Source organism: Duganella sp. 1411 (genome assembly GCF_017833525.1).
In the GTDB taxonomy this organism is placed as follows: domain Bacteria; phylum Pseudomonadota; class Gammaproteobacteria; order Burkholderiales; family Burkholderiaceae_D; genus Rugamonas.
Genome location: NZ_JAFICD010000002.1, coordinates 1210607 through 1233482, shown reverse-complemented (window position 1 = coordinate 1233482; position 22876 = coordinate 1210607). Strand labels below are relative to the sequence as shown.

Genomic DNA, 22876 nt, shown 5'->3' with positions numbered 1-22876 from the left:
CTTCCCATCCCGAACAGGACCGTGAAACAACTCTGCGCCGATGATAGTGCTGCAACCAGTGTGAAAGTAGGTTATCGTCAGGCTAGTTATATAAAAAAGCCCACCAGGTGATCCTGGTGGGCTTTTTTGCGTTTAGACCCGTACCGCCACCCGGGGTCGTACCCCTTTCGGGTACGACCCCATACCGCGGCGGCTTGCGGTGCGATGCCGGGTGTTCGGGTTTGGCGAATTGCGAGAACTGGTTGGACCAATCACACCGCCTCTATCCTGCTGACTACGTAATCAATATGCGACTGCATGGCGGTGCGTGCCGCTTCCGCCCGGCGCGCGCAAATCGCCTGGCAGATGGCGCGATGCTGCTGCAAGAGTTGGGCTGAAACGTCGGCGTCGAGCGCCCGCAAGCTGGAACCGTTCAACGTAATATGCTCGCGCAGAATGCCGAGCACGCTGGCGTGTAGATGCAAAAACATGCTGTTATGCGAAGCCAACGCGATCGCCTCATGCAGGCGGGCGTCGATCGACGCTTCGACCGCCTGGTTGTCGTCGATGCGAGCCTGCTCCAGGCTACCCAGCAAGCTGCGGATGTTCAAGTGTTCGGCCTCATTGCCGCGTAGCGCCGCATAGTAGGCCGTCGCGCCTTCCAACACACGCCGGAACTCCAGCACATCGGCCAGCACTGCCGGATGGTCCGTCACCAACTGCCCCCAGGGCGACGCCGTGCTGGTGCGCAGCTGGTCGCTGACGAATACGCCGGCTCCGCGCCGGCTGCGCAATAATCCCCGCGCCACCAGCCGCTGCAGCGCCTCCCGTATCGTATTGCGCGACACCGAATATTGCTCCGCCAACGCGCGCTCGGAAGGCAGGCGCGCGTTCGCTTGATAAGTGCCGTCCAGCAGCGCCGTCTCCAGCTTGCGCAACACTCCCTCGACCAGTCCGCTTGTTTTCATTTTGATGTGCTCCTGTTGTATCCGCTGGTCCAACCAATTTGCGACGGCTTCGATGCAAGGGAATTATGGTGCCTGTCCGACGAATAAGCAAAAACAGAGGAGACCTCATGCTAGCGAGACACTATCCGCCCGGCCCGGACAAGGCCAACCCACACGTTTACCTGTTCGGTACCTGCGTGATCGACTTGTTCATGCCGGAAGCCGGGCTCGATGCCGTGCGCCTGCTGGAGCGCGAAGGTCTGACGGTGCATTTCCCGCGTGGTCAGAGCTGCTGCGGCCAGCCCGCCTACAGCAGTGGCAATCCCGAGCAAGCCCGTGCCGTGGCGCGCGCGCAACTAGACCTGTTCACCGAGCCCTGGCCGGTCATCGTGCCTTCCGGTTCCTGCGCCGGCATGATGCGCCACCATTGGCCGACACTGTTCGACGGCGATCCGGGCGCCGCCGCCCAGGCGCGCGAGCTGGCGGAGCGCGTCTACGAGCTGAGCGAATTCCTGCTGCACGTACTGCACGTGAATTTTGACCAGACGTCGGCGCAACCGGACGAGCAGGTGGTGCTGCATACCTCCTGCGGCGCGCGCCGCGAGATGGGCACGCGGGCCCATGGCGTCGCCCTGCTCGACGCGCTGCCCGGCGTCACGCGCGTGGAACACGCCCGCGAGTCGGAGTGCTGCGGATTCGGCGGCACCTTCTGCCTCAAGCATGACGACATCTCCGGCGCCATGGTCAGCGACAAAATCGACGCCGCCTGCGCCACGGGGTGCGAGCGGCTGGTCTCCGCCGATTGCGGCTGCCTGCTCAACATCGGCCACGCCGCCAAGCGCCGGGGCGTGCCGCTGGAGGTGGAGCACATGGCCAGCTTCCTTTGGCGTCGCGTGGGAGCCGCGGCATGAACGCGCGCGAACTCATACTGGGCAAGCTGCGCGCCGCGGCGGCGGCCCCCGGCATGCCCCTGCGCGAGCTGGAAGAGCGCATCAACGCCCACCATGCACCCGGCCCGTTGCGCGAGGCCTCGAGCACCGAACTGGCCGACACGCTGCAACGTGTGATGACCTCCGTCCGCACGGACGTCTGGCGCGTCGATGCCCATAGCTGGCCGGCGCTGCTGGCGCAAAAGCTTGTCGCCGCCGGCGTCGGCAGCCTGCTGCTCGACACCGCCCGCGCCGAAGGTGCCGCGCTGGCCGCGGCCTTGCCGGCCGAAGTGCGAACCGTGGCTTTCGACCGTCCACTGGAAGAGTGGAAGAATCAGCTATTCGCCGACGTGGATGCCGGCTTCACCGTGGCCCGCTCGGGCATCGCCGCCACCGGCACGCTGGTGCTGGCGCCCGACGCGGGATCGCCGCGCACCGTGTCGCTGGTGCCGCCGCTGCACGTGGCGCTGGTCTATGCGAGCACGCTGCACGCGGACCTGCACGCGGCGATGCATGCCGAAGCCTGGAGCGCCGCCATGCCGACCAACCTGGTGCTGGTGTCCGGCCCGTCGAAGACTTCGGACATCCAGCAAACGCTGGCCTACGGCGCACATGGTCCGCGTGCGCTCTGGGTGTTCATCATCGACGACGCGGGAGCGACGGCATGAACGCGCCATTGCACTTCGTGCCGCCGGCCGATTTCCGCACCCGCGTTGGCGACGCGTTGCTAGACACCAAACTACGCGGCAGCATGCGTGGCGCGATGGACTTCCTGCAGGATAAACGCCGCGCGCAATTCCCCGACGGCGAGGAACTGGAACAACTGCGCGATCTGGGCGAAGCGGTACGCCAGCACGCGCTGGCCCATCTGCCGGAACTGCTGGTGAGCTTCGAAGCGAAGCTGCAGGCGGCCGGCGCCCACGTGCACTGGGCCGCGACCGCCGACGAAGCCAACGCCATCATCCTCGACATCGCCCAGCGGCGCGGCGCGCGCAGCGTCATCAAGGGCAAGTCGATGGCCAGCGAAGAGGTGGAACTGAACCACCACATGGCGCATCACGGCATCGACTGCATCGAATCCGACATGGGCGAATACATCGTGCAGCTGGCTGGTGAAAAGCCGTCGCACATCGTCATGCCGGCGGTGCACAAGACGCGCGCCGACATCGGCGCGCTGTTCGAACGCCACATCCCCGGCACGCCCTACAGCGAAGACGTCGACACGTTGATCCAGGTCGGCCGGCGCGCGCTGCGCCAGGCGTTTGCCGACGCCGACATCGGCCTGTCCGGCGTGAACTTCGCGGCGGCCGATACCGGCACCCTGTGGCTGGTCGAGAACGAGGGCAACGGTCGCCTGTCGACCAGCGTGCCGGACGTGCACATCGCGCTGATGGGCATCGAAAAGGTCGTGGCAAAGCTGGAGCACATCGTACCGCTGGCAAGCCTGCTGACACGCTCGGCGACCGGGCAGGCGATCACCACCTACTTCAACCTGATCACCGGTCCGCGCCGCGACGGCGAAATGGACGGGCCGCGCGAACTGCATGTGGTACTGCTCGATAACGGCCGCACCCAGGCCTACGCCGACGAGCAGTTGCGTGCCACGCTGCAGTGCATACGCTGCGGCGCGTGCATCAACCATTGCCCGGTCTATGCACGCGTGGGCGGCCACGCCTACGGCACCACTTATCCCGGCCCGATCGGCAAGATCATTTCGCCGCACCTGCTGGGGCTCGAGGCGACCGCCGACCTGGCGACCGCCTCCAGCCTGTGCGGCGCGTGCGGTGAGGTATGCCCGGTGCGCATACCGATACCGGCCCTGCTCGTGCGCCTGCGCACCGAGGCCAATCGCGATCCGGCCCAGAAAGTCGACAACGCGCTGCGCGGGCAGGGCGCCAAATTCAGTCGCAGCGAGCGGCTGGTGTGGCGATTCTGGAGCGGCGCGTTCGCGCGGCCCGGCGTGTATCGCTGGTTCCGCTGGGCCGCCACGCGGCTGCGCGCGTTCACGCCGCGCGGCCAGCTGGGATGGACCCGCCACCGCGAACCGCTCAAGCCGGCCGCGCGCAGCCTGGCCGACCTGCTGCGGGAACGGGGGCAGGCGGAATAGCGATGTTTAGGCGCCGCCGGATGGGGTGAATAATTTTCACGGCTGCGGCCAATTCATTTCATCTTTTGGTACCACCGAAACGCGCCGCAGCACCGATACACTCGTCGCATCTTGTAGCTTTGACCATGCCGGCTGGCGCCCGCCGCCGGCACAAAAAAATACTTGTACTCTTGGAGGAGACCACCATGCAAACCTGGAATCAGATATACGCGCCGCTAGGCGGTTTGGGCCTATCGGCCCTGGTTGCCGCAGTACCGATCATCTTCTTCTTTCTCGCGCTGGCCGTGCTGCGCATCAAAGGCCATGTCGCCGCCGCGGTGACGCTGGCGCTCGCGCTGATGGTCGCCATCTTCGCCTATGGCATGCCGGTGCCGCAGGCGCTGGCCGCCGCCGGCTACGGTTTCGCCTACGGCCTGTGGCCGATCGCCTGGATCATCGTCACCGCGGTGTTCCTGTACAAGGTCGTCGACCGCACCGGCCAGCTCGATATCATCCGCGCCTCGGTGCTGTCGATTACCGATGACCAGCGCCTGCAGATGCTGTTGATCGGCTTTTCGTTCGGCGCCTTCCTCGAAGGCGCGGCCGGCTTCGGCGCGCCGGTGGCGATCACCTCCGCGCTGCTGGTCGGCCTGGGTTTCAATCCGCTGTATGCGGCGGGCCTGTGCCTGATCGCCAATACGGCGCCGGTGGCGTTTGGCGCGATGGGCATCCCCATCATCGTCGCGGGGCAGGTCACCGGCATCGACGCCATGCAGATCGGCGCGATGGCCGGCCGCCAGTTGCCGCTGCTGTCGCTGGCGGTGCCATTCTGGCTGGTGTTCATGATGGACGGTAAGCGCGGCATCAAGGAAACCTGGCCGGCGGCGCTGGTGGCCGGCGGCAGCTTCGCCGTGACGCAGTACGTCACCTCCAACTTCATCGGCCCCGAGCTGCCGGATATTACGTCCGCCCTGGTCAGCCTTGGTTCGCTGACGGCGCTGCTGAAAGTATGGCAGCCCGCCAGCGCCAAGGCCGGCGCCCGCAGCGCCATTTCGATGGGTGGCGGCACGGCGGCCATGGCCACCTTCGGCGGCGGTTCGTCCACCGGCGCCGCGCCGCGTATCCGCAAGCAGTCGCCGTACAGCACCGTGCAGACGGTGCGGGCGTGGGCGCCGTTCGGCATCCTGACCGCCATCGTCACCGTCTGGAGCCTGCCGCAGTTCAAGGCGCTGTTCGCCGGCGGCGGCGCGCTGGCCGGCACCGTGATGAAATTCCACGTGCCGTACCTGGACCAGATGGTCATCAAGATGACGCCCATCGTGGCCGCGCCCAAAGCCTACGAGGCGGTCTTCAAGCTGGACCTGCTGTCGGCCGTCGGCACCGCGATCCTGCTGTCCACGTTGGTCTCGATGGCGCTGTTGCGCTTCAAACCGATGGCAGGCTTGCGCGCGCTGGCCGATACGGTGGTTGAACTGCGCCGTCCCATCCTGTCGATCGGCCTGGTGCTGGCGTTCGCGTTTGTCGCCAACTATTCCGGCATGTCGTCGACGCTGGCGCTGGTACTGGCCGGCACCGGCGCCGCCTTCCCGTTCTTCTCGCCGTTCCTCGGCTGGCTGGGCGTGTTCCTGACCGGATCGGACACGTCATCGAACGCGCTGTTCTGCTCCCTGCAAAACACCACGGCGCACCAGATTAATGTCTCCGACACCTTGCTGGTGGCGGCCAACACCACCGGCGGCGTGACCGGCAAGATGATTTCGCCGCAGTCGATCGCCGTCGCCTGCGCCGCCACGGGACTGGTGGGACGCGAGTCCGAGTTGTTCCGCTTTACCCTCAAACATAGCCTGCTGTTTGCCACCATCGTTGGTATCATGACGGTATTGCAGGCGTATGTATTCACGGGGATGGTGCCGCATTGACGCCTTCCCCCAGCCCTGCCAAGGGTTTGTGAGAGGCGCATAACCATGCCCAGACGTTTCCCCCCAGTGCACGCGTTGTCCGCTTTCGAAGCGGCGGCGCGTGCCGGTTCATTCGCGCTCGCCGCGCAGCAGCTGTGCATTACGCCGTCGGCGTTGTCGCATCGCATCCGCCTGCTGGAGGAGTTTGTCGGCGACCGTTTGTTCGTGCGCGAAGGCCGTTCGCTGACGCTGTCGCCGTTCGGCCGCAGCTACCTGGACGTGGTGTGCCAGGCGCTGCGCACGCTGACCGATTTCCCCCTTCCGCACCGCAGCGCGCCGGTTCAACCGCGCGTCAAAATCACGGTGCCGCCGACGTTCGCGCGCTACCTGCTGATGCCGCGCCTGGCCGAGTTCACGCAGGCCCATCCCGAGATCGTCGTCGAAGTCTTCCTGTCGGTGCCACTGTACGACCTGTGCCTGAACGAGACGGATCTGGAGGTGCGCTTCGGCGCCGGCAAATATCCCGACATGGTGACCACGCGGCTGTTCGGGGAGCCGGCGTTCGCGGTCGCCAGTCCGGCCTATCTGGAGCGGATCGGCGGCATCGCCACGCCGGCCGATCTGAAGAAGGCCACCTTGCTGCGCTCCGCGCTGGAGCAGTGGAAGCCGTGGTTCGAGCAGGCCGGCCTGGATTGGCCGGAACCGGCCGACGCGTTGCGTGTCGACGACCTTGGCCTGCTGCTGGAGGCGGTGCGCCACGGCCACGGCGTGGGGTTGACGCGACAGCACTTCGCCCAGGACATGATCGCCAGCGGCGAAGTGGTGCGGCTGTTCGACGTGCGCCTGGCATCCCCGCCGCACGCCTATTACGTGGTGTACGAGCAGAGCGCCCATATCCGCCCGGAGGTGACGCTGTTCATCGACTGGCTGATGGCCGCCTATCCCGATCACGAACGCGATTCATGAAAAATCTGCGCGCCAGCGGTTAATTCTTTTCACCGCAGGCGCGCGCCGCGGGCCGCTACACTGGACGCCATTTCCATCGCATCCAAGGCCACCCATGAACGCGCCGCTCGCCGCACCGCCGCTGCTGCAAGACCGCAAGCACGCCATCCTGGCGGCGCTGCGCGGCCTGCTTCCGCCGCATTGCCTGCTGTCCGAGCAGGAAGACACCCGACCCTACGAATGTGACGGCCTGACCGCCTACAGGCAGCTGCCGCTGGCCGTGGCGCTGCCCGAGACGGAGGCGCAGCTGGTCGAACTGCTGAAGGCATGCGCCGCGCTGCGGGTGCCCATCGTGCCGCGCGGCGCCGGCACCGGATTGTCGGGCGGCGCGATGCCGATCGCCGACGGCATCGTCATCTCGACCGCCAAGATGAGCCGCATCCTGGCGCTCGATCCGCTGGCGCGCACCGCGCGTGTGCAGCCCGGCGTGCGCAACCTGGCCATCTCCGAGGCCGCCGCCGCGCACGCGTTGTACTACGCGCCGGACCCGTCGTCGCAGATCGCCTGCACCATCGCCGGCAACGTGGCCGAGAACTCGGGCGGCGTCCATTGCCTCAAGTATGGCCTGACCCTGCACAACGTGATGCGGGTGAGGATGGTGTCGATGGACGGGGAAATCATCGAACTGGGTGGCGCCGCGCTCGACGCGCCGGGTCTGGATCTGCTGGCGGTGTTCATCGGCTCCGAGGGCATGCTGGGCGTGGTCACCGAGGTCACGGTGCGTCTGATCCCCAAGCCGCCGCTGGCGCGCGTCATCATGGCCTCGTTCGACGACGTCGTCACCGGCGGCGACGCGGTGGCGCAGGTGATCGCCGCCGGCATCATCCCCGCCGGCCTGGAGATGATGGACCGCACCAGCGCGCGCATGGTCGAACCGTTCGTCAAGGCCGGCTACGACACCGACGCCGCCGCCATCCTGCTGTGCGAATCGGACGGCATGCCGGAAGAAGTGGAGGAGGAAATCGAACGTATGAGCGAGGTGCTGCGGCGCGCCGGCGCCAGCGCCATCGCGGTCTCGGGCAGCGAGGCGGAGCGCATGCGCTTCTGGTCCGGGCGCAAGAACGCGTTTCCGGCGGCGGGGCGCATTTCGCCCGACTACTATTGCATGGACGGCACCATTCCGCGCAAGCGCCTGGCCGAAGTCCTGCAGGGCATCGCCGCCATGGAGCAGACCTACGGCCTGCGTTGCGCTAACGTGTTCCACGCGGGCGACGGCAACCTGCATCCGCTGATCCTGTTCGATGCCAACCGGCCGGGCGAATTCGACCGCGCCGAACGCTTCGGCGAGGCGATCCTGGCGCTCTGCGTGGAAGTGGGCGGCACCATCACCGGCGAACATGGCGTCGGCATCGAGAAGATCGACGCCATGTGCGGACAGTTCACGGTGCACGAGGTGGCCGCCTTCATCGGCGTCAAGCGCGCCTTCGACGGCGCCTTCCTGCTCAATCCGAACAAAGCCATACCCACGCTGGACCGCTGCGCCGCCTACGGCAAGCGCCAGGCGCGCGGCGGCATCTTCAAGTTTGTCAAACAGGTGGCGGCATGACGAGGGAATCGATGGTGAACCGGTTCCGCGAGCGCATCCTGGCCGCCGGCGCGGCGCGCACGCCGCTGCGCCTGCGCGGGGGCGGCAGCAAGGACTGGTATGGACAAACCCCGCAAGGCGAAGTGCTGGAGACGTCCGCCTACCAGGGCATCGTCGCCTATGAACCGACGGAACTGGTGGTGACGGCGCGCTGCGGCACGCCGTTGCTCGAGCTGGAACGGGAACTGGCGTTGCGGGAGCAGATGCTGGCCTTCGAGCCGCCACATTTCGGCCCCGGCGCCACCGTGGGCGGCATGGTGGCCGCGGGGCTGTCCGGTCCGCGCCGCCAGAGCGCCGGCGCGGCGCGCGACTTTGTGCTCGGCGCGGTGCTGATGGACGGCCGCGGCGACCTGCTGCGCTTCGGCGGACAGGTGATGAAGAACGTCGCCGGCTACGACGTCTCGCGCCTGCTGGCCGGATCGCTGGGCATGCTGGGGCTGGTGCTGGAGGTGTCGCTGAAAGTGCTGCCACGGCCGACGGCGGAAACCACGCTGCGGCTGGAGCTGGAACAGGAAGAAGCCCTGCTGCGATTGAACCGCTGGGCCGGCCAGCCGCTGCCGCTGTCGGCGTCCGCGTGGCACGACGGCGCGCTGACGCTGCGGCTGTCCGGCGCGCGGGCGGCGGTGGCGGCGGCCGCGCGGCATATCGGCGGCGAGATGCTGGAGCCGGAAGCGGCGGCGCTGTGGTGGAGCGATTTGCGCGAACACCGGCATGCCTGGTTCGGGGATGCGGAGACGCCGCTGTGGCGCATATCGCTGCCTTCCACCACGCCGGCGCGGTCGCTGTCGGCGGTGGACGACGGCATGCAGCTGATCGAGTGGGGCGGCGCGCAACGCTGGCTGCGCGGCGCCGCCGATCCGCTTGCGCTGCGCGCGCTGGTCGCGCGGCTGGGCGGCCACGCCACCCTGTTCCGCGGCGGCGACAAGCGGCAAGGCGTGTTCCAGCCGCTGGCGCCGGCCGTGCACGCGATCCACCGCAACCTCAAACAGCACTTCGACCCGGCCGGCGTCTTCAATCCCGGCCGCATGTACCGGGACCTGTAACCATGCAAACCAATCTGGCAGAACAATTCAAGAACACCGCCGACGGCGACGAGGCCGAAGCGATCCTGCGCGCCTGCGTGCATTGCGGCTTTTGCACCGCGACCTGTCCCACCTACCAGTTGCTGGGCGACGAGCTGGATGGACCGCGCGGCCGCATCTACCTGATCAAGCAGGTGTTGGAGGGGCAGGCGGCCACGCAGCGCACGCAGTCGCACCTGGACCGCTGCCTGAGCTGCCGCAACTGCGAGAGCACCTGTCCGTCAGGGGTGCGATACGGCCGCTTGCTCGACATCGGCCGCAAGGTGGTGGAGCAGCAGGTGGGCCGGCCGGCGCGCCAGCGTTATCAGCGCCTGCTGCTGAAGGAGGGCTTGCCGCGCGCGTGGCTGTTTCGCTCCGCGATGACGATGGGGCGCATGGCGCGTCCGCTGCTGCCGTCGGCGTTGCGGGAAAAAGTGCTGCCCGTGCCGGCGTCCGGCGCCTGGCCGCGCGGCGGGCAGTCGCGCAAGATGCTGCTGCTGGATGGTTGCGTGCAGCCGGCGATGGCGCCGAATATCAACAGCGCCGCCGCGCGCATCCTGGCCGCGCTGGATGTGGAGCTGGTGGTGGCGCCGCGCGCCGGCTGCTGCGGCGCGATACGCTACCACCTGGCCGACCACGATGGCGGGCTGGATGACATGCGGCGCAATATCGATGCGTGGTGGCCGCTGCTGGAAGCCGGCGCGGAGGCGATCGTCATGACCGCTTCCGGCTGCGGCGCCACCGTCAAGGAATACGGCCATCTGCTGCGGGACGATCCGGCCTATGCCGGCAAGGCGCGGCGGGTCTCCGAACTGACGCGCGACATCAGCGAGATCCTGTGCGACGAGCGGCGGGGGCTGCAGGCGCTGCTGAAGCGGCGCCCGCCAGCGGAGCCGGTGGCTTTTCATCCGCCATGCACGCTGCAGCACGCGCAGGGCATACGCGGCAAGGTTGAAGAACTGCTGCGCGGTGTCGGTGTCGACGTGCGCCTGTGCGCCGACAGCCATTTGTGCTGCGGCTCGGCCGGCACGTATTCGCTGTTGCAGCCGGAGTTGTCGCACCAGCTGCGCGACCGCAAACTATCCAGTTTGCGGGCCACGGGCGCGTCGCGCATCGTGTCGGCGAATATCGGCTGTCAAAGCCATTTGCAATCGGGGACGCCGATGCCGGTCGGGCACTGGATCGAATTGATCGACCAGATGCTGGAACGGTGAGCGGCGTCCCCGTGGCCGCCCTCAGTTGTTCATGCGCTGGGTATGCGTCCACTTGTGGTCCGACGCCGCCACCGCCGAGCTGTAGGTGCGGTAGGTCTGGCCTTCGCCCGGCCACGGATTCATGATGTAGACGTAATTGATGCCGTTGGCGGTTTCATAGCCGCGCCCCACCATGATATGGCCGCCGCCGTTGGTCCAGCCATAGCGGATCACGAACGGACGATTGGCGTTGATATCGGCCACCACGCTGCTCCACGACGACGCCGTGTTGTACGCGGTATTGTTGACGCCCCAGTTCTTGAGGATGTTCTGCACGCTGCCATTGGTGCCGTACATGTAGTTGGGCTGGTTGGCGGGGCTGCTCCACTGGAAGACGCTGTTGCCGCAGGCGTAATTGAGGCCGTAGGCCCAATTGACGATCTGGCACTGGCTTGGCGTCTGGCCGTAGAAATTCAGCACCGCCTTGGTGGTACCGGCCCAGCACCATTCGCTGTGTTCCTGCGTGACCAGTGGTACGTCCAGGGTTTTCCACTGCGCGAACGCGGACGGCAGCACCGCCAGCAGGCCGGCGCTCAAGATCAGGCTATTCAATTTTTTCATTCGAGGCTCCAGGTCTTGGTCGCGCCGCTCAGCGCATGCTGTTCATATTCTGTTTGATGGCCGCGCGCAGCGGCTCGAGCAGATCGCTCGCCTCCAGCAGCGCCTTGCCGCCGTCCGTGGCGCCGTCCCGGCGTTGCATCAGCAGCGATTGCCGGGCCGAATGCAAGGGCGCGTAACGCACCGCGCCGTCCTGGGCGGAACCCACCTCAAGGAAATCGGATTGCGCCTGGTAGATGCGCAGCACGCGGACATTCGAGCGGTCCTTGTTGGCATAGGCGGTCATGGACGCATCCAGATCCTTGGCCAGCACGGTGGCGCCGTAGGCCGCCGTCTCCCATTTGCCGTCGACTTGTTCCACCGTCGCCAGGCCGATCGGTTGCTGGTTGAGGGTGACGACGAAGCGCCAGATGCCGGTGGGCTTGGCCATGTTCTTCATTTCGCTGCGCCCGGAGATCAGATCGGCCGGATCGATGGTGTAGACCGGGAAGCCGTAGGCGATGCGGGCGTCCTTCAGGTCCTGCACGTCGGCCACCTCCAGCGGAAACCCCTGCGGCGCGCTGCCGGCATGGTTCTGCACCTGATATTGGACGAATTGGGCGAAGTCGCGCTTGGCGGCGGCGATGGCATCGAGCCGCGCCTGCGACGTTACCTTGGCTTGCGTGGTCTGGGCGAGGAGCAGGGGACTGGACAAGCTCAGGCAGCTTGCGAAAGCCGCCCCGAGCAATGTTGAAATACGCGGCATGGTTTTTCTCTCCTGGTTGAGGATGCAATGGCGAGGGCGCTGGGCTAAGCAGCCTCGACAATTGTAAATTACTCAACAGGAAAGTCACGTTCTTTGTGGCGGCGCGCTCGGCCAGTAGTGGCGGGCGCGACACAGGTGCGCCCGTCGTTCACGCGTGGCTCAGCGCGCCGTGCAGGCTGATTTTACCCAGCAAAAATTGCAGGCATTCCAGCACCTCGAACTGGTGATGCAAGAAGTAGCGCGCGGCACTGTCCTTGCTGCGGCCGATGCGCACCGTCAGCCAGGATTCCGGCGCATCCCGGAAGATCTGCTCGTCGGCCTCGTCCTCGCCGATATACAGCGCCGTTTGCCGCGACGCGTGCTCCAGCACGGTGCTCAGCGCCGTGCGTTTATTGGGCGCGTCCGGCGGCAGCAGATTGATGCCGCTGCGCGCCCCGACGACCACCGGCGCCGGCTGCAGCGCCCCCAGCACCCGCTCGATCGCGCCCATCGCGCGCGGACGGTCGCGCAGCAGCCGGTAATGCAGCCACAGCGAGCAACCATGGTCGGCGATCATCAGCCCCGGATCGACCTTGTGCAGGCCATGTTCGTCGACCATCTGCCGCAGCCACGTGGCGCAGATGGCGCGCGCGCGCGGGGCGTCGTCCTCCTGCCCCGGCAGACAACCCGAGCCATGATTGCCGACCAGATAGGCGGGACGCACGGGCAGGCGCGCCTCGACATCGTCCAGGCTGCGGCCGGTGATGACGGCGACCGGCAGCAACGCGCACAGGTCGCGGAAGCAGCGCTCCAGCGCCGGCTGCATGCGCGCCTGGCTGGGCAGCACGACGGGCGGCGCCAGCGTGCCATCGAAGGTGAAAGCCAGTACCGGCTCGGTCGCGACCAGCTCCGCGAGCGCGCGTTTGCCGGCGAGTGAAAGCAAATGAATCATGCCCCTCCTTGTTGCGCGGCGCCGGTCCCGTCAACATCGGGCGGCTGGCCGCTGGTCAGAGGGGTTCGAACTGAACCGTATCGCGGCGGGCGTGGAGCGCTCCACCACGGAGCTCGGGCCGCTATCGCCCGTTCAAACCCAGTTAAAGAAAATTATCCTACTGCCGGGAATGGGACGTGTCAAACGCGATTCTGTTGAACTCGTGACGCATAAATGACGCGACGCAACTATTAGCGTGGTCCGCCGCGCTTTTTGTGCCGTAGGGCATGTATGATGGATGATCGCTCTGTATAACTTTCGAGGTGTATTCATGTCAAATAAATACCGTCTGGTCACCCGCAGCGATTTCGACGGCCTGGTCTGCGCCGTGCTGCTGAAGCACCTGGACATGATCGATGAAATCCTGTTTGTTCATCCGAAGGACATGCAGGACGGTAAGATCGCCATCAGCGATAAAGATATCACCACCAATTTGCCGTATGTGCCGGGCGTGCATCTCGCCTTCGACCACCATTTGTCGGAAACCATCCGCAACACCGGCGAGCGCGCCAACCATGTGATCCACCCGGAGGCGCCGTCGGCCGCGCGCGTCGTCTACGATTACTATGGCGCCGAAAAGGCGTTTCCGGCGTCGTGGGGCGACATGATGGCGGCGGTCGACAAGGGCGACGCCGCGCGCTTCAACGAGCAGGAGGTGTTGAATCCGGAAGGCTGGGATTTGCTGAACTTCCTGATGGACGCGCGTACCGGCCTGGGCCGCTTCCGCGAGTTCCGCATCTCCAACTACAACTTGATGATGGATTTGATCGACGCCTGCAAGAACCACACGATCGAGCAGATCATGGCCTTGCCGGACGTGAAGGAACGCAAGGAGTTGTATTTCGAGCATGCGGAGAAGTGCAAGGACCAGATCCGCCGCTGCGCCAAGGTGCATAAGAACCTGGTGGTGCTGGATTTGCGCAACGAGGAGATCATCTTCGCCGGCAACCGCTTCATCATCTATGCGATGTTCCCGCAGACCAATATCTCGATCCACGTGCTGTGGGGGCTGAAGAACCAGAACACGGTGTTTGCCACCGGCAAATCGATCCTGAACCGCACGTCCAAGACCAACATCGGCGCGCTGATGCTGGAATACGGCGGCGGCGGGCATGAGAACGCCGGCACCTGCCAGGTCGACAACGAGCGCGCCGAGGAGGTGCTCGGGGCGCTGATCCACCGCATCAATTCCGAAGGCTGAACGACAAAAAACGGCGCACCAGGCGCCGTTTTTCATTTGCGGGGTAGCGTGCCGGTCAGAACTCTTTTTCCGGCAGCGCGATCTGGTTGTCGACGCTGAACTGGTAGTCCTTGAACACGTGCTCGGCCGACAACAGCTGGTAGTCGCCGTCCGGCTTGCGGTGCGTGGTGTCCTTCAGGCGGTAGGTGTAGTGCCCGCAGGTCCAGCAATTGAAGTTGCGCATGTGCGTGCACAGGCAGGTCTTGTCCATGACGACGATGTTTTTCTCGGTCGGATGGGCCGCCACCTCGCGGTTGTACGAGTTGATGTAGGCGCAGTTGCCGGTCGCGTCCAGCAGGTAGCCGTACGATTCGCAGCCCGGACGGATGCCGGCGCCGATCGCCGGCGTGCTCTTGAGCATGCGCATCGGATAGCCGGTCGGCGAGATGCCGTTGACGATGATGTCGTCCTCGGTGGCCTTGACGTATTCCTGCTTGACCTTGGCCGGCAGGCCGCATTCGTTGGTGATGGTGAAGCGGGTCGCCACCTGCACGCCCGCCGCGCCCGCTTCGAGGAAGCGCACGGCGTCGCTGCCGGTGAAGATGCCGCCTGCGGCGATCAGCGGGATGTCGAGGTTCTCGGCCTTCAGGTAGGCCAGCAATTCCAAGGTGATGGCCATCAGGTCGTATTCGGCCCAGTCCATGCCGAAGCCCAGGTGGCCGCCGGCCAGCGGACCCTCGACGATGATGTAGTCCGGCAGCCGGTCCAGCTTGGCGTTCTTGCGCAGGAAGATCTGCAGCGCGCGCACCGACGAGACGATGATGCCCAGCTTGGCTTCGCGGAAGCGCGGGTGGTCGGCCATCAGCGCGAACGAGCCGAAGTGCAGGCCGGCCGACAAGGTGATGCCGTCGATGCCGGCGTCCAGCGCCGCGTTCAGGCGCGTGCGCAAGGTCTCGCGCGGGCCGTTCATGGTCAGCTTTTCCATGCAGTTGACGAAGATCAGGCCGTCGCCTTGTTTGGCCGCCATGGTGGCGCCGATGTGGCGCCGCTGGGCGTCGGCCAGGCGCTCGAGGTCGAACTGCACCACCGACTTGTCCGAATTGTTGATGTTGAACTTGTAGAGCTTGGTTTTATCCTTGACGAAGCTGGTGTCGAACTTGCGGTCCGACACGTCCTCGACCATCGCGTCCGAGATGTGGCCGATGCCGCCCAGGCGGGCCGCCTCCAGCGCCAGTTCCGAGGTCGAAATGTCCACACCCATTCCGCCGACCATGATGGGCACGTACTCGTTTTTGCCAAATCGCAGGCGGAAATCATCAACACGTTTCATTGCTATCCTTAGACTACCGAGGTTGTTTGCCGGGCGTGGCGCCCGGCGCTATGCGGTGATATGCGGGTCGCGCGGTAGCACATTCGATGGAGCGCAAATCGTTCAAACCAATTTTACTCCAAGTGTGCTACCGCCTTGTGACGGCGCGGCAACGCCGCGCGGGCGGGATCAGTCGCGGAAGTTGTTGAACTCGAGCGGCATGTCGGGCACGTCCTTGCGCAGCATGGCCATGGCCGCCTGCAGGTCGTCGCGCTTGGCGCCGGTCACGCGCACCGCCTCGCCCTGGATGCTGGCCTGCACCTTCATCTTGCTGTCCTTGATCACGCGCACGATCTTCTTGGCGGCGTCGGCCTCGATGCCGTTCTTGATCTTGATGACCTGCTTGACCTTGTCGCCGCCGACCTTCTTGATGTCGCCGTCCTCGAGGAAGCGCACGTCGACCTTGCGCTTGGACAATTTATTGGTGAGCACGTCGCGCACCTGTTGCAGCTGGAACTCGGAATCGGCGACAACGGTCAGTTCGTTTTCCTTGTGCTCGACGGACGCGCCGGTCCCCTTGAAATCGAAACGGGTGGCGATTTCCTTTTGAGATTGCTCGACAGCATTCTTCACTTCGATCATATCGGCTTCGGACACTACATCAAACGACGGCATGGCTATTTCCTTTTCGTGTGGCATGGGGCGTACCGCTCCCCATCAAAGTCGACATTTTAACGGACAACGGCACGCCCACCCCCATATGGGCGCTGGTTTTTTGCTTGTTTCGCTCTATAATCGACTAAATTAATCGGTTTTTCCTCCATGCATCCACAGTCCTTGATCCAGCAACAGTTTCCCCTGCAGTCCCTCAACACCTTCGGCATCGCCGCCACCGCGCAAGCTTATCTGCGCGTGACGAAAACAGAGCAATTGCTCGGTGTGCTCGCCGATCCCGCGTGGGCCGGTTTGCCGCGGCTGGTGTTGGGCGGCGGCAGCAATCTGCTGCTGACCGGGGATTTTCCCGGACTGGTGCTGCACATCGCGCTTGAGGGCCGGCAGGTGGTCGGCGGCGACGAGCAGAGCCACTTCGTGCGCGCGGCGGCCGGCGAGAACTGGCACGGCTTCGTGCAGTGGACCTTGGAGCAGGGCATGGGCGGGCTGGAAAACCTGGCGCTGATACCGGGCACCGTCGGCGCGGCGCCGATCCAGAACATCGGCGCCTATGGCCTGGAGACCAAGGACGTGTTCCACAGCGTGACGGTGTTCGATCCGCGCAGCGCGACGGTGTACGCGATGGACGCCGGCGCCTGCCGCTTCGGCTATCGCGACAGCGTCTTCAAGCGCGAGGCCGGGCGCCATTTGATCATCCTCGACGTCACGTTCGCGCTGCCGAAGCAGTGGCGGCCGAATTTGCGCTACGCCGAACTGGCGCAGGCGGTGGCCGGGCAGGGCATCGCCTCGCCCAGCGCGCGGCAGGTGGCCGACACGGTGGTGGCGATCCGCCGCCGCAAACTGCCCGATCCGGCAGTGATCGGCAACGCCGGCAGCTTCTTTAAAAATCCGGTGGTGACGGGCGCGCAATGCGCCGCGCTGCTGGAGCGCTTTCCGGCGCTGGTGCACCACTTGCAGCCGGACGGCACGGAGAAGCTGGCGGCCGGCTGGCTGATCGACCAGTGCGGATGGAAGGGTAAAAGTCTGGGCGCGGCCGGGGTGTATCCGAAACAGGCGCTGGTGCTGGTCAACAACGGCGGCGCGACCGGCGCCGACGTGGTGGCGCTGGCGCGGGCGATCCAGGCCGATGTGCTGGCGCGCTACGGCGTGGAGCTGGAGCCGGAGCCGGTGTTCGTTTGAACCCGCAGGATAGAGGGGTCGTACCCCTGGGGGTACGACCCCGCGACGGGTCGCCGTGCGGGGTTAATTTTTAACCGAAATGGCAAACGTAATCGACCGTTTCCAGCGTCTCGATATCGAAGTGGCTATTGCCGCCGATTTTGAATTCCTGACCCGCGCCATACGTCTGCCATTCGCTGGCGCCGGCCAGGCGCACCTTGCACACGCCGCCGGTGATTTCCATCGTCTCCGGCGCGCCGGTGTTGAAGGTCAGGCTGGACGGGAAGATGACGCCGACGCTCTTCTTGCTGCCGTCGGCGAGGATGATGTTGTGCGAGACGCATTTGCCGTCGAAGTAGATGTTCGATTTCTTGACGACGCTGACTTGATCAAATTGAGCACTCATGCTGCTGTTTTTCCTTGTTGGGCTTAGGGTGTTGCGGGAGGCGGGCCGTCCGCGCACATGACGCGGTTGCGGCCTGCGTTTTTTGCGGCGTACAGCGCCTGGTCGGCCAGTTCGATCAGATCCTCGACGCGCGACAACGGCGAAGGGATCACGCTGGCCACGCCGATCGACATCGTCACGGAGGAGCGGTCGGTGGTGGCCTGGGGATTCTCGATGGCTAGCTGTTCCAGGTGTCGGCGGCATGACTCGGCCACGATCAGTGCCCCGGTCAGTGGTGTCTCCGGCAGGATAATGGCGAATTCCTCGCCGCCGTAACGCGCCGCCAGATCGGCGGGGCGCTTCAAATGTTCGGTCAATACGGCGGCCACCTTCTTCAGGCACAAATCGCCCGCCAGGTGGCCGAAGCTGTCGTTATACAGCTTGAAGAAATCGACGTCGCACAACAGCAGCGTCAGTGGCTTCTTGTCGCGCTGCGCGCGCTGCCATTCGGTCTGCATGGTCTGGTCGAAGCGGCGGCGGTTGGCGATGCCGGTCAGGCCGTCGATGGCCGCCAGTTTTTGCAGTTCGATGTTGGCTTCGGCCAGGTTCTTCTGGCTCTCGCGCAGGAAGCGGAACGCCTGGTCGCGCTGCAGGCGGCTGATATGGGCGCCGGAGTGATAGCGCACGCGGGCCAGCAGTTCGAGCTTGTCGGGCAGCTTGACCATGTAGTCGTTGGCGCCGGTGGCGAAGCTGTGCGCCTTCAGTTTCGGGTCTTCCTTGGCCGACAGCACGATCACCGGCACATGGCGCAGCGATTCCTCGTCGCGGTAGATCTTGATCAAGCCGAAGCCGTCGATGGCCGGCATCACCAGGTCCTGCAGGATCACCGTCGGCTGCAGCTGCAGCGCCGTTTGCAGCGCCTGCGCAGCGTCGGTCACGTAATGGAATTCGATATCGGCCTGGTCGCTGAGCATGCGGCGCACCGCCTCGACGATGATCAACTGGTCGTCCACCAGCAGCACGCGGACCTTGAAGGTGGTCAGCGCCGCTTCCTGATCTGCTGCGAATACGTGTGCTTCGGACATCGGTGTTCTCTTTAAATGGTGGCCGCGCGCCGCTCAGCGGCTGCCCAGGATACTGCGTAATACAGGGCCGATCTTGGTCAACGGCAGCACCATCTGCGCCGCGTCAAGTTCGGCGGCCGCGCGCGGCATGCCGTAGACGGCGCTGCTGGCCTGGTCCTGCGCGATCGTGGTGTGGCCCGCGCGGCGCATCGCCAGCAGGCCCTCGGCGCCGTCGCGGCCCATGCCGGTCAGCAGCACGCCGATCGCCTCGCCCTTCCAGTGCTGGGCGACGCAATGGAAAAACACGTCGACCGACGGCCGGTAGGCGTATTCCTTGGGATTGGCATCGTACCGCAAGCGATAATTTTGATCCAGCGTTAAGTGATCGTTGCTCTTGGCGACCAGCACGGTGCCGGCGGCCAGCTCGTCGCCTTCCTCGGCCGCGCGCACCGGCATGTCGAGCTGTTCGCCGAGCCAGCGCGCGAAGTTGTCGGCGAAGTGCTGGTCGATGTGCTGCACCACCACGATGGCGCAGCCGCGCGGCGGCGTCCAGCCGGCCAGCATCTTGGACACCGCCATCGGGCCGCCGGTGGAGGCGCCGATCGCCAGCAGCGACGTCACCGGCGCCGCCATGCCCGGCGCGTCGGCGCCGTGGCCGCTGGCGCTGGCAGGCGTGCGGGGCGCCATCGCCTGGTTGCCGCCGCTGTGGCGTATCAGCTTGTCCATGGTGCGGATCTTGGCCAGCAGCTCGGCGTCGCCGCCCGGCTGGCCCTGCAGCACGGGCGTGGCCGTGACGTCCAGCGCGCCGGCGCCCAGCGCCCGGAACACCTGGTTGACGTTGTCCTGCGGCCGGCCGGTGACCACCAGGATCGCGCACGGGCTGTGCTCCATGATCTGGCGGGTCGCCTCGACGCCATCCAGTTCGGGCATGTTCAAGTCCATCAGGATCAGGTCGGGACGGTTGTCGGCGCACATGCGCACCGCCTCGGCGCCGGTGCGGGCGATCCACAGCACCTGGTGTTCGGCGGTGCTGGCCACCACGCGCCGCAGCGCTTCGGCCGCCATGGCGACATCGTTGGCGATGGCGATCTTCATCTGCTGGCGTCTCCAATCAGGTCGCTGACCGCGTCCAGCAGCGTCTCGTCGTGGAAGCTGCCCTTGGTCAGGTAGTAGTCGGCGCCGGCCGAAAGCCCGCGCGCCCGGTCTTCGGGCCGGTCTTTGTAAGAGACTATCATGACTGGCAGCTTGTGGAGGTGAATATCCTTTTTAATCAGCGTGACAAGCTCGATACCGTCCATGCGCGGCATGTCGACGTCGGTGATCACCAGGTCGTAGTCGCCGCTGCGCACCACGTTCCAGCCGTCGATGCCGTCGATCGCGATATCGACCTGGAAGCCCCTGCCGAGCAGCAGCTTGCGCTCCATTTCGCGCACCGTCAGCGAGTCGTCGACCACCAGGATGCGCTTGGTCTTGCGCCGTTCCGCGTGGTCGGACTTGGTCAGCTGATGCAGGCCGCCCTCGTGCAGCAGTTTGTCGATCGACAGCAGCAGGTCCGGCACGTCCAGGATCAGCACCGGCTCGCCGTCGTCGAGCAGGGCGGCGGCCGAGATGTCGCGCATCTTGCCGAAGATCGGATCGATGCTTTGCACCGCCAGGCTTTGTTCGCCGCGGATGGCGTCGACCACCAGCGCGTAGCGGCGCGCGCCGGTGCCGATCACCACCACCGCCAGCTCGCCGCCGGCGGCGTTGGTGTCGCCCAGTTCGAGCACCTGCGAGGCCGACACCAGGCCCAGATGCTCGCCGCCGAAGTCGAAGAACTGCTTGTTTTCCAGCGTGTGGATGGCGCCGCGCGCGACCATGACGACCCGTTCGACCTGCGCGATCGGCATGGCGTAGGCCTCGCCCTTGACGTCGACCACCAGCGCGCGCACGATGGACTGGGTCAGCGGCAGCGTGATGCAGGTGCGGAAGCCGACGCCCAGCTCCGATTCGATGCGCACCGTGCCGTTTTGCGAGCGTATGGTCTCGTGCACGATGTCCAGTCCCACGCCGCGTCCGGAAATCTCGGTGGTGCTTTCCTTCAGGCTGAAGGCCGGCAGGAACAGGAATTCGAGCAGCTCCGCCGGCGACAGCGAGGCGGCCATCTGGGCGCTGGCCATTTTCCGTTCGATCACCTGGCGGCGGATTTTTTCCAGGTCGACGCCGCGGCCGTCGTCGTTGATTTCGATACTGAGCATGCCGGCGCGGTGCTTGGCCTCCAGTACGATGGTGCCGGTGCCCGGCTTGCCGGCGGCGATGCGCGCCGCCGCCGTGTCCATGCCGTGGTCGATGGCGTTGCGCAGCATGTGGTTAAGCGGACTTTCGATCCTGGCCAGGATGTCGCGGTCGACCAGCGTGTCCTCGCCGACGATCTGCAGCCGCACGTCCTTGCCCATGCTGCGCGCCAGGTCGCGCACCATGCGCGGGAACGATTGCACGCCGTCGCGGAAGGGCCGCATGCGCATGGCCAGCACCTCGTCGACCATGCCTTGCGAGACGGCCAGCAGGCGGCGCTCGTAGGCTTCGATGTCGGCGATGTGCTCCAGCACGAACTGCTTGAGCGGATGGGTCTTTTGCAGCGCCAGCAGCGATTGTTCCTTCAGCTTGGCGTCGCTGCTGTTGGCGATCGCCTCGTGCAGCTGCTCGATCACGGAAAACAGGCTGCTCTGGTTGCGCTTGAAGCGCTGCATGTTCTGGATGAACGGGTGCATCTGGTGCGCGCTGATGCGCGACTCGCTGGCCAGCGACAGCAGCCGGTCGAAGTTTTGCGCGGCCTTGGGCGCCGCGTGCGCGCGCGCCGGCGGCACCGGCGTCTCGTCCCGCGCGGGCGCCGGCGGCGCGGAGATGGCGGGCGAGGGCGCCGCCACCGGCAACCCGGCCGGCGGGAACGACGCCGACACCGGCGGCGGCAGGCCGGCCTCGGCCCGCAGGTCGACGGGTTCCGGCAGGAAGGCGATGGTGGTGATGGCGTCGAGCGTACGCTGGACATGGGCGGCGTTGGCGCCCAGCCAGGCGTCAAGGTCGCTGTCCTGCAGGCGCGACAGCTGCAGTATCAGGTCCACGCCCGCCAGCAGCACGTCCACCCGGTTGGGCGTGAGCGCCAGTTTGCCATGCTGGGCGGCGACGAAGGCGTCTTCCATGCGGTGCGCCAGCTGCACCACCACCTCCAGGCCGACGATGGCCGCCGCGCCCTTGATCGAGTGGGCCGCGCGCATCATCGATTCGACCGCGCCGGCGTCGTCCTTCAGGCGCTCCATGGCCAGCAAGCCGTCGGTCAGGATCTGGGTCTGGCTGTCCGCCTCCATGCGGAACAGGTCCATCATGGAGAACTGGCTCAGGTCTTCGTTGTTATCCTGGCTCATCGCAGCGTCCTCGCGAGTTGGTAGCCGATCAAGGTCGCGTCGAGCATCCCGATATGCATGTCCTGATGCGATATCACGCCCGACAGGAAGCGGCTCAAGCCCTTGTTGATGGTGGCGGCCGGCGCCTGCACCGTGGCCGAGGCGTAGCGCATGATGCCGTGCAGGTCGGCCACCGGCAGCGCGTAGGACTGGCCCTCCCACTGGATCAGCAACAGGCGCGCGAAGGTGTGGCGGTGGGTGGCCGCCTCGCCCTCGCTGTCGTCGACGCCCAGCAGCGCCGCCAGCGACATGCACGGGTACAGCGTGCCGCCGACGTTGACGATGCCGATCAGTCCCGCCGTGGCGCGGTGCGGCAGCCGGTGCGGCCTGGCCTGCGGCGCCACCGCGACGAACAATCTGGTCGGCAGCGACAGCCATTCGCGGCCGATGCGGAACACCAGGCACGAGGCGTCCAGCGTTTGTGTGTCGGTCGCGGCCTGGCGGAAGTGTTCGGCCCAGTCCTTTTTGTAGTCGTCGCCGACCAGGCGCTGCAGGTTGCGCTGCGCGGCGCCGGCGTAGACGTCGCAATTGCGGCAGTGGACGTGGCGCTCCAGCTTTTCGCAACTCTGGTCGCCGACCACGCCGATGCGGTTCCAGCAGTCTTCGACGCCGGCGATGGGAACGGGTTGAATGGAGATCGTCATGTGGGGGC

General features: G+C 65.9%; 21 protein-coding genes. 10 read left to right on the top strand and 11 right to left on the bottom strand.

Annotated features, from left to right (window positions below; all coding sequences use genetic code 11):
• Positions 1 to 251 precede the first annotated feature (251 nt).
• Entirely contained in the window at positions 252 to 947 is a 696-nt protein-coding gene (locus JOD97_RS17115; RefSeq protein ID WP_209720257.1) for a FadR/GntR family transcriptional regulator, read from the bottom strand.
• Between the two features lie 107 nt (positions 948 to 1054).
• On the opposite strand from JOD97_RS17115, the gene JOD97_RS17110 reads away from it, so the two are divergent.
• The 8 genes from JOD97_RS17110 to glcF all read left to right on the top strand — a co-directional run bounded on the left by JOD97_RS17110 (position 1055) and on the right by glcF (position 10704).
• The gene (locus JOD97_RS17110) at positions 1055 to 1837 is read left to right on the top strand and encodes a (Fe-S)-binding protein (RefSeq protein WP_209720254.1); all 783 of its coding nucleotides are present in this window, start codon (positions 1055 to 1057) and stop codon (positions 1835 to 1837) included.
• Complete coding sequence (locus JOD97_RS17105) at positions 1834 to 2523, top strand: lactate utilization protein C (protein WP_209720539.1); 690 nt, start codon at positions 1834 to 1836, stop codon at positions 2521 to 2523. The genes JOD97_RS17110 and JOD97_RS17105 overlap by 4 nt, the downstream gene beginning before the upstream one ends.
• Entirely contained in the window at positions 2520 to 3962 is a 1443-nt protein-coding gene (locus tag JOD97_RS17100; protein ID WP_209720252.1) for a LutB/LldF family L-lactate oxidation iron-sulfur protein, read from the top strand. Before JOD97_RS17105 ends, JOD97_RS17100 begins: the two co-directional genes overlap by 4 nt.
• 185 nt (positions 3963 to 4147) lie before the next feature.
• A complete protein-coding gene (locus tag JOD97_RS17095; RefSeq protein ID WP_209720249.1) occupies positions 4148 to 5860 on the top strand; it encodes a lactate permease LctP family transporter in 1713 nt (570 codons plus the stop codon).
• A gap of 45 nt (positions 5861 to 5905) precedes the next feature.
• Positions 5906 to 6805 (top strand): LysR substrate-binding domain-containing protein, encoded by a 900-nt coding sequence (locus tag JOD97_RS17090; RefSeq protein WP_209720246.1) that lies wholly within the window; start codon positions 5906 to 5908, stop codon positions 6803 to 6805.
• A 94-nt stretch (positions 6806 to 6899) separates the two neighbouring features.
• Complete coding sequence (locus tag JOD97_RS17085) at positions 6900 to 8390, top strand: FAD-linked oxidase C-terminal domain-containing protein (RefSeq protein WP_209720243.1); 1491 nt, start codon at positions 6900 to 6902, stop codon at positions 8388 to 8390.
• Entirely contained in the window at positions 8387 to 9472 is a 1086-nt protein-coding gene (gene glcE / locus JOD97_RS17080) for a glycolate oxidase subunit GlcE (protein WP_209720240.1), read from the top strand. Before JOD97_RS17085 ends, glcE begins: the two co-directional genes overlap by 4 nt.
• A 2-nt stretch (positions 9473 to 9474) precedes the next feature.
• Positions 9475 to 10704: a glycolate oxidase subunit GlcF gene (glcF, locus tag JOD97_RS17075; protein WP_209720236.1), complete on the top strand. Its 1230-nt coding sequence runs from the start codon at positions 9475 to 9477 to the stop codon at positions 10702 to 10704.
• A 21-nt stretch (positions 10705 to 10725) separates the two neighbouring features.
• On the opposite strand, the gene JOD97_RS17070 is transcribed toward glcF, so the two are convergent.
• From JOD97_RS17070 to otsB, 3 genes are all read right to left on the bottom strand, one after another.
• Positions 10726 to 11304, bottom strand: a complete 579-nt coding sequence (locus JOD97_RS17070) for a C39 family peptidase (RefSeq protein WP_209720232.1) — start codon at positions 11302 to 11304, stop codon at positions 10726 to 10728.
• Positions 11305 to 11332: 28 nt separating this feature from the next.
• Positions 11333 to 12046, bottom strand: a complete 714-nt coding sequence (locus JOD97_RS17065) for a hypothetical protein (RefSeq protein WP_209720229.1) — start codon at positions 12044 to 12046, stop codon at positions 11333 to 11335.
• 148 nt (positions 12047 to 12194) lie between these two features.
• Positions 12195 to 12977 (bottom strand): trehalose-phosphatase, encoded by a 783-nt coding sequence (gene otsB, locus JOD97_RS17060; protein ID WP_209720226.1) that lies wholly within the window; start codon positions 12975 to 12977, stop codon positions 12195 to 12197.
• A 310-nt stretch (positions 12978 to 13287) separates the two neighbouring features.
• Here otsB and JOD97_RS17055 point away from each other — a divergent pair, with 310 nt between their 5' ends.
• Positions 13288 to 14217 carry an exopolyphosphatase gene (locus JOD97_RS17055; RefSeq protein WP_209720222.1) on the top strand — a complete coding sequence of 310 codons (930 nt, stop codon included), beginning with the start codon at positions 13288 to 13290 and terminating at the stop codon, positions 14215 to 14217.
• Between the two features lie 55 nt (positions 14218 to 14272).
• Here the strand turns inward: JOD97_RS17055 and JOD97_RS17050 are convergent, their stop codons facing one another.
• Together JOD97_RS17050 and JOD97_RS17045 are read right to left on the bottom strand one after the other, a co-directional pair.
• On the bottom strand, positions 14273 to 15526 hold the full coding sequence (locus JOD97_RS17050; RefSeq protein WP_209720219.1) for a nitronate monooxygenase: 1254 nt from the start codon (positions 15524 to 15526) through the stop codon (positions 14273 to 14275).
• A 168-nt stretch (positions 15527 to 15694) separates the two neighbouring features.
• Entirely contained in the window at positions 15695 to 16180 is a 486-nt protein-coding gene (locus tag JOD97_RS17045) for a YajQ family cyclic di-GMP-binding protein (RefSeq protein ID WP_209720217.1), read from the bottom strand.
• A gap of 147 nt (positions 16181 to 16327) precedes the next feature.
• On the opposite strand from JOD97_RS17045, the gene murB reads away from it, so the two are divergent.
• Positions 16328 to 17356: a UDP-N-acetylmuramate dehydrogenase gene (murB, locus tag JOD97_RS17040; RefSeq protein ID WP_209720214.1), complete on the top strand. Its 1029-nt coding sequence runs from the start codon at positions 16328 to 16330 to the stop codon at positions 17354 to 17356.
• A gap of 70 nt (positions 17357 to 17426) precedes the next feature.
• Here the strand turns inward: murB and JOD97_RS17035 are convergent, their stop codons facing one another.
• The 5 genes from JOD97_RS17035 to JOD97_RS17015 are packed head-to-tail and all read right to left on the bottom strand — an operon-like array spanning position 17427 to position 22868.
• Complete coding sequence (locus JOD97_RS17035) at positions 17427 to 17741, bottom strand: pyrimidine/purine nucleoside phosphorylase (RefSeq protein ID WP_209720211.1); 315 nt, start codon at positions 17739 to 17741, stop codon at positions 17427 to 17429.
• A 23-nt stretch (positions 17742 to 17764) separates the two neighbouring features.
• Positions 17765 to 18805 carry a diguanylate cyclase gene (locus JOD97_RS17030; RefSeq protein ID WP_209720208.1) on the bottom strand — a complete coding sequence of 347 codons (1041 nt, stop codon included), beginning with the start codon at positions 18803 to 18805 and terminating at the stop codon, positions 17765 to 17767.
• A gap of 33 nt (positions 18806 to 18838) precedes the next feature.
• Positions 18839 to 19879 (bottom strand): chemotaxis-specific protein-glutamate methyltransferase CheB, encoded by a 1041-nt coding sequence (cheB, locus tag JOD97_RS17025; protein WP_209720205.1) that lies wholly within the window; start codon positions 19877 to 19879, stop codon positions 18839 to 18841.
• Positions 19876 to 22185 carry a hybrid sensor histidine kinase/response regulator gene (locus JOD97_RS17020; protein WP_209720201.1) on the bottom strand — a complete coding sequence of 770 codons (2310 nt, stop codon included), beginning with the start codon at positions 22183 to 22185 and terminating at the stop codon, positions 19876 to 19878. The genes cheB and JOD97_RS17020 overlap by 4 nt, the downstream gene beginning before the upstream one ends.
• Complete coding sequence (locus JOD97_RS17015; RefSeq protein WP_209720198.1) at positions 22182 to 22868, bottom strand: chemotaxis protein CheW; 687 nt, start codon at positions 22866 to 22868, stop codon at positions 22182 to 22184. Before JOD97_RS17015 ends, JOD97_RS17020 begins: the two co-directional genes overlap by 4 nt.
• Positions 22869 to 22876 lie beyond the last annotated feature (8 nt).

What these genes read in the sequence shown, in the direction of transcription:
- JOD97_RS17045 (WP_209720217.1), bottom strand. Translation starts at nt 16,180, where the DNA reads ATGCCGTCGTTTGATGTAGTGTCCGAAGCCGATATGATCGAAGTGAAG.
- glcE (WP_209720240.1), top strand. Translation starts at nt 8,387, where the DNA reads ATGACGAGGGAATCGATGGTGAACCGGTTCCGCGAGCGCATCCTGGCC.
- JOD97_RS17020 (WP_209720201.1), bottom strand. Translation starts at nt 22,185, where the DNA reads ATGAGCCAGGATAACAACGAAGACCTGAGCCAGTTCTCCATGATGGAC.
- murB (WP_209720214.1), top strand. Translation starts at nt 16,328, where the DNA reads ATGCATCCACAGTCCTTGATCCAGCAACAGTTTCCCCTGCAGTCCCTC.
- JOD97_RS17115 (WP_209720257.1), bottom strand. Translation starts at nt 947, where the DNA reads ATGAAAACAAGCGGACTGGTCGAGGGAGTGTTGCGCAAGCTGGAGACG.
- JOD97_RS17035 (WP_209720211.1), bottom strand. Translation starts at nt 17,741, where the DNA reads ATGAGTGCTCAATTTGATCAAGTCAGCGTCGTCAAGAAATCGAACATC.
- JOD97_RS17015 (WP_209720198.1), bottom strand. Translation starts at nt 22,868, where the DNA reads ATGACGATCTCCATTCAACCCGTTCCCATCGCCGGCGTCGAAGACTGC.
- JOD97_RS17070 (WP_209720232.1), bottom strand. Translation starts at nt 11,304, where the DNA reads ATGAAAAAATTGAATAGCCTGATCTTGAGCGCCGGCCTGCTGGCGGTG.
- otsB (WP_209720226.1), bottom strand. Translation starts at nt 12,977, where the DNA reads ATGATTCATTTGCTTTCACTCGCCGGCAAACGCGCGCTCGCGGAGCTG.
- JOD97_RS17105 (WP_209720539.1), top strand. Translation starts at nt 1,834, where the DNA reads ATGAACGCGCGCGAACTCATACTGGGCAAGCTGCGCGCCGCGGCGGCG.
- JOD97_RS17050 (WP_209720219.1), bottom strand. Translation starts at nt 15,526, where the DNA reads ATGAAACGTGTTGATGATTTCCGCCTGCGATTTGGCAAAAACGAGTAC.
- JOD97_RS17090 (WP_209720246.1), top strand. Translation starts at nt 5,906, where the DNA reads ATGCCCAGACGTTTCCCCCCAGTGCACGCGTTGTCCGCTTTCGAAGCG.
- JOD97_RS17055 (WP_209720222.1), top strand. Translation starts at nt 13,288, where the DNA reads ATGTCAAATAAATACCGTCTGGTCACCCGCAGCGATTTCGACGGCCTG.
- JOD97_RS17030 (WP_209720208.1), bottom strand. Translation starts at nt 18,805, where the DNA reads ATGTCCGAAGCACACGTATTCGCAGCAGATCAGGAAGCGGCGCTGACC.
- JOD97_RS17110 (WP_209720254.1), top strand. Translation starts at nt 1,055, where the DNA reads ATGCTAGCGAGACACTATCCGCCCGGCCCGGACAAGGCCAACCCACAC.
- JOD97_RS17095 (WP_209720249.1), top strand. Translation starts at nt 4,148, where the DNA reads ATGCAAACCTGGAATCAGATATACGCGCCGCTAGGCGGTTTGGGCCTA.
- JOD97_RS17065 (WP_209720229.1), bottom strand. Translation starts at nt 12,046, where the DNA reads ATGCCGCGTATTTCAACATTGCTCGGGGCGGCTTTCGCAAGCTGCCTG.
- glcF (WP_209720236.1), top strand. Translation starts at nt 9,475, where the DNA reads ATGCAAACCAATCTGGCAGAACAATTCAAGAACACCGCCGACGGCGAC.
- JOD97_RS17085 (WP_209720243.1), top strand. Translation starts at nt 6,900, where the DNA reads ATGAACGCGCCGCTCGCCGCACCGCCGCTGCTGCAAGACCGCAAGCAC.
- cheB (WP_209720205.1), bottom strand. Translation starts at nt 19,879, where the DNA reads ATGAAGATCGCCATCGCCAACGATGTCGCCATGGCGGCCGAAGCGCTG.
- JOD97_RS17100 (WP_209720252.1), top strand. Translation starts at nt 2,520, where the DNA reads ATGAACGCGCCATTGCACTTCGTGCCGCCGGCCGATTTCCGCACCCGC.